Source organism: Psychromonas sp. (assembly GCF_041586535.1).
Taxonomy (GTDB): domain Bacteria; phylum Pseudomonadota; class Gammaproteobacteria; order Enterobacterales; family Psychromonadaceae; genus Psychromonas.
The window spans coordinates 1-4,870 of sequence record NZ_JBFGZY010000199.1; the positions used below are offsets into that span (position 1 = coordinate 1).

Consider the following 4,870-nt stretch of genomic DNA (forward strand, 5'->3'; position numbering starts at 1 on the left):
ACTTTGTGGCCAGCTAAAGCTGTTCAAAATCGTTCCATACGATTTTGTGTAATTAGAACAACTAGTTACTGCAATCAATGCCTTGCTTTCATCCATTTTTTCTACGCCTAAATAGATCATCTAATTATCGGAATTGGTATAATCCTATAATTATGCGAGAAAAACATGAAACTATTAAATAGATCCTCCCTGATCGCACTTGTTGCAGCTTGTTTGTTAATGGCATGCACTGACAATAGTATTCCTCAGGAAGGTAAACAATACGTTCTTTTGCCGACATTACTTGAAGATGAAACACTATTGCCGGTTACCGAAGTGTTCTCTTTAACCTGCAGCCATTGCCGTAAGATGGAAGCCGTTCTGCCGCAGATCAGCTCAGAAGCAGGTGCAGATATAGGCAAATTGCATATCACATTTAACCGGTCTGCACAGGTTGCTGCGATGTTTTATTATGCGGCTGAGATGCAGTTGGGCAAAGACCCGGATCATACTTTTATGGATCAGCTCTTTGCAGCAATACAGATGGGCGGTGACACGACGCAGGCAGATAAACAAGCAGCGATTGAAAAGGTATTCGCCTCTTCTAACCTGATCAGTCCTTATCAATTTAACCAGCAGCAGAACGAGATGATGCTGGCTAAAGTAAAAATAGCAGAGCGCTTATCAACACAATCTGCTATTAATTCAGTCCCGAGTTTTATTGTTAACGGCCGTTACCAGGTGATCGTTTCAGAGCATAAAGATCAGAGCCAAATAGCCAACACTATCCGCTATCTGCTGAATAAATAATGGCCTAATGGCTGTCAACCGAGGACTGACGCCTTATTTACTCTTCTCGTAGGTGCCGATCAATTCGGTCTGCGCAATGACATGCCCCTTAAACGCTTTTTCAAGCTCGCTCTTAGTTGGATTATTGCTTAACATCAGTACCGTATCCAGGGCATAGAGCTTGTGGAAATAACGATGCCGCCCGATTGGCGGACAGGGTCCGCCATAAGCGGCCTTCTTCCAGTCATTTACTCCCTGCAACGCGCCGACAGGCAATGAGTCTGCACCGGCCCCTTCAATCAGCGCGGTTGTTTCCGGCGGGATATTATAAACAAGCCAATGTACCCAGGTCATTTTGGGTGCATTGGGATCCGGCGCGTCGGGATCATCAACAATTAGAACAAGACTGCGTGTCCCCTCGGGGGCCCCCTGCCAGCTTAGCGGAGGAGAGATATTCTGCGCCTCACAGGTATATTTGCGGGGAATTTCACCGCCGCCGGTAAACGCCGAAGATTGTAGTGTCAGTGTCATATGTTGCTCCCAATTAACAGCCATAAATGGACAACCTAGCGCCCGAAGGAAAAAGCTAAACCTCAGATCACAAAAAAAGGGGTAGGCATCTGATTTTGTATTATAGTTGATTTGGCAAAAATCGATAAATCCTTCAGCACATCTTTTAACCCCCCGGACACACCAGTTGCTGTCATTATGACAAGGCAATGTCATAATGACAGCAAATAACATTGTCACTATGACTATCATGTGTTTAAATAACCTTATAAACCCTTATTAAACAATATGTTGAAAAGTTGGCTTGAATTTTGCTTGGTGACTTACACCTATATAAAAACCCCCATGGAAAGAGGATTTATGAACAAAAACAAACTCACCGTAATAGCACTGCTTGCCGTGCTTATTGCTTCATTCACTGTACTGCTCAGTATAGGCAGTGATATCTACCGGGAAAAACCTCCGATTCCAACAGCCTACGTGTCAGGCAGCGGCGAGATTATTTTCAGCGAAAACGATATCGAACAAGGTCAATTAGTTTGGCGTTCAATGGGTGGTCAGCAGCTTGGCTCGGTTTGGGGACACGGCTCTTACGTTGCTCCGGACTGGACTGCTGACTGGCTTCATCGTGAAGCGCTGGCGTGGCTGGAGATAACTGCACAGCAGCGCTATCAGCAGCCTTTTACTGCACTTAATGACGAACTGCAGGCGGGTTTAGAGTTAGCTTTGCGTAATGATATTCGCCATAACAGCGTGGTAACACGTGCTAATGGTATTACTGAGGTAAGCTTGTCTGATACGCGTATCAAAGCGATTAATCAAGTGGCAGATCATTACTTATCATTATTTGGCAGCGATCCGGCGCTTGCACACCTTAGAGAGCAGTACGCGATGAAAGAAGGCACTATCCCTTCCCTTGATCATCGTGAAAAACTTAACGCTTTCCTATTCTGGGGTGCCTGGGCTGCCATTACCGAACGCCCGAACGAAAATTATACTTACACCAATAACTGGCCATTTGACCCTCAGCTGGGTAATACACCAACATCAAGTAACGTAGTTTGGTCAATCCTCAGTATTGTGACGCTGATTGCCGGTATCGGCGGACTTGTCTGGCATCATGCAGCCGGTAAACATGAAGCGCTTCCCGAGCCAGCAGAGCAAGATCCGCTGTTTTTCACTAAAGCGACAAAATCCCAAAAAGCCGTGGGGAAATATTTTGTTACTGCAATTGCTCTGTTTTTACTGCAGATCCTGCTCGGCGGCATCACCGCCCACTATGCTGTTGAGGGACAGAACTTCTACGGCATCCCGCTTTCTGAAATTCTACCTTACTCGGTAACGCGTACCTGGCACACGCAACTCGCGGTGTTTTGGATTGCAACTGCCTGGTTAGGGACCGGACTTTATATCGCCCCGGCGCTATCAGGGCATGAGCCGAAATTTCAGCGTATTGGTGTTAACATCCTCTGGGTAGCATTATTGATTGTTGTGCTCGGCTCTATGACCGGAGAGTGGCTTGGCGTACAGCAGTACTTTGATCTGGACATGAACTTCCTGTTTGGTCATCAGGGCTATGAATACATCGACCTTGGCCGCGTATGGCAAATACTGCTGTTAGTTGGTCTGCTTATCTGGCTGGTTTTGGTGACTGCTGCTATCCGCCCGGCTCTGAACAAACAAGGCGAAATGACCCCGGTTATCTGGGTATTATACGCTTCCTGTATCGCGATCGGTTTATTCTATGGCGCGGGTCTGTTTATGGGTAAACATACTAACTTAGCTATCGCTGAATACTGGCGCTGGTGGGTTGTTCACCTCTGGGTGGAAGGTTTCTTCGAAACATTTGCAACAGCGGTTATCGCCCTGATGTTAGTACGCTTAGGTCTGATTCGGGCGCGTAATGCCAATGCTGCTGTGTTGTTCACAACCGTCGTCTTTTTAACCGGTGGTTTAATCGGTACGCTGCACCATTTATACTTCACCGGAGCACCAACATCCGTTATCGCCTGGGGTGCCATCTTCTCAGCCCTTGAAGTCGTGCCGTTAGCCCTGATTGGTTTTGAAGCCATCGAAAGCTACCGCATGCGCGGTGCAGCTCCCTGGATGATTCGTTACAAATGGGCAATTATGTTTTTTGTCGCCACCGCGTTCTGGAATTTAGTGGGTGCGGGCGTACTTGGTTTCCTTATCAATCCGCCTATTTCTCTGTACTTTATTCAGGGGTTAAATACCACTGCAACCCATGCCCACGCAGCCTTTATGGGCGTATATGGCATGTTGGGAATAGGCTTGATGTTATTCTGTCTGCGTGGTTTAACCGGCAATTTAGAATGGAATAACCAATACCTTAAAGGTGCATTCTGGACATTAAACATTGGCCTTGCAGGTATGGTATTTATGTCTCTGTTACCGGTTGGTTTGACCCAATTCTTCGCGGTATTAGAAAATGGCTACTGGTATGGCCGTTCACCGGAAGTTATCCATAGCCCGCTGGTTGAGACTCTGGTCTGGATGCGTGTTCCCGGTGATATCGTGTTTGCTTTGGGTGGTATGCTGCTAGGTCTGTTCCTGTTTGATTTATTGAAAAAGAGCCTTTCCAGCAAGCCGGTTACAACTGCTGCAGGTGAGTTAGGCGCTAAGGTTTAATCGCTTAGCGGTGCTATCTTGATTTATTAACTGGAGCCGCTCGCGGCTCCTTTTTTATTTTGGGAGGGTTATACCAAATCCGACAATTATCTATCCGCAGGTTTTGTATTTTTATGGCCTCTGCAAAGAAATGTTGCTCGCACCGCTCTGTACAACAGTGCGATCCATGAAACAATTAACAGTTAAAATTTCATTAACTTATTTTTAAATATTTATCGGAGCACCTTAAATGGATTATTTATTAATTAAACATCTGCATATGGGCATGGCCTACCTCAGTATCAGCTTATTTGTGTTTCGTTCAATTCTGTCGGTCATCGAATCGAGGTTATTACACAATAAACTGCTCAGAACATTACCCCATATTATTGATACCCTGCTGCTGATCTTCGCTGTCTGGTTAATGAGCATCATCAAACAGTACCCTTTTGCTGATGCCTGGTTAACCGCTAAGCTGCTCGCCCTGCTTGTCTACATCGGCGTCGGCAGCATCGCGATTAAACGCGGTAAAAGCGCAGTGGTGCGATTATGGGCGGGTATTTTTGCTGTACTGATATTTGCCTATATTATTGGTGTGGCGAAAACCCACAATGTGCTATCATGGCTGGCAATGGCGGCTGCCTAAAGGAAACACCTTTAGTGAAAAAGGATAGATTATGAAAGCACGGCTTTCATAATCTATTGAAGATTGAGGATAATACTATAACCAGTAGGTAGGATAATGGCGTTTCCGGTTAGCCGACAAATTATTATTGAAGCTCACCCAGCTAAAGCAAGGTGATTCTTGTCGTCAACGGTTTATGCATTGCAACATTAAGTTGCGTTAGTCTTCTAAAACCTCTTACAAGCGTTTAACGTGTCGGCACTACCTGCCGCCACGAATTTTTAAGCGAGTAGTCTTAGCCCTTCATTGTGAATATTAATAGCCGCATTATGATCGCGA

General features: G+C 45.7%; 4 protein-coding genes. 3 read left to right on the forward strand and 1 reads right to left on the reverse strand.

Annotation, left to right across the window (positions count from 1 at the left end):
• The first annotated feature begins 165 nt into the window (after window positions 1-165).
• On the forward strand, window positions 166-789 hold the full coding sequence (locus ABZA00_RS16295) for a thiol:disulfide interchange protein DsbA/DsbL (RefSeq protein ID WP_372883207.1): 624 nt from the start codon (window positions 166-168) through the stop codon (window positions 787-789).
• Between the two features lie 33 nt (window positions 790-822).
• Here ABZA00_RS16295 and ABZA00_RS16300 read toward each other — a convergent pair whose 3' ends face one another.
• A complete protein-coding gene (locus ABZA00_RS16300; RefSeq protein ID WP_372883208.1) occupies window positions 823-1,299 on the reverse strand; it encodes a YbhB/YbcL family Raf kinase inhibitor-like protein in 477 nt (158 codons plus the stop codon).
• A gap of 339 nt (window positions 1,300-1,638) precedes the next feature.
• Between ABZA00_RS16300 and ABZA00_RS16305 the strand changes: the two genes are divergently transcribed.
• Together ABZA00_RS16305 and ABZA00_RS16310 are read left to right on the forward strand one after the other, a co-directional pair.
• Complete coding sequence (locus tag ABZA00_RS16305) at window positions 1,639-3,927, forward strand: nitric-oxide reductase large subunit (protein WP_372883209.1); 2,289 nt, start codon at window positions 1,639-1,641, stop codon at window positions 3,925-3,927.
• Window positions 3,928-4,156: 229 nt separating this feature from the next.
• Window positions 4,157-4,552 (forward strand): SirB2 family protein, encoded by a 396-nt coding sequence (locus ABZA00_RS16310; RefSeq protein WP_372883210.1) that lies wholly within the window; start codon window positions 4,157-4,159, stop codon window positions 4,550-4,552.
• The last annotated feature ends 318 nt before the right edge of the window (window positions 4,553-4,870 follow it).